The organism is Vibrio crassostreae 9ZC13 (assembly GCF_000272045.2).
GTDB classification, from domain to species: Bacteria; Pseudomonadota; Gammaproteobacteria; order Enterobacterales; family Vibrionaceae; genus Vibrio; species Vibrio crassostreae_C.
The window spans coordinates 1-210 of sequence record NZ_AJYZ02000013.1 but is presented as its reverse complement, the minus strand read 5'-3'; the positions used below and the strand labels follow the sequence as shown (position 1 = coordinate 210).

Genomic DNA, 210 nt, shown 5'->3' with positions numbered 1-210 from the left:
TACTTGTTGAGCCTTCCTTTTAGTAAGGAGCCTCTCGAAGTGGACGGCCATTCTAGCGATTTAATTCTCAGTGTCAAACACTTATTTGGAATTAATTCCTACTTTCTAAAAGTAGAAGCGAATCATCGCTTAAAGCTAGTTGCCTTACTAACATTTCTCGCTGAAGCCTTGTGGCGTCTGCCGTGTCAGTGAGGCGGCATTATAGAGATG

Annotated in this window: 1 protein-coding gene; it reads left to right on the top strand. The window is 42.9% G+C overall.

Going from position 1 to position 210, the window contains the following annotated elements; translation table 11 throughout:
• A partial coding sequence (locus A136_RS22915; protein WP_206744226.1) for a hypothetical protein occupies window positions 1–192 on the top strand: 192 nt, incomplete at its 5' end.
• Between the last annotated feature and the right edge of the window lie 18 nt (window positions 193–210).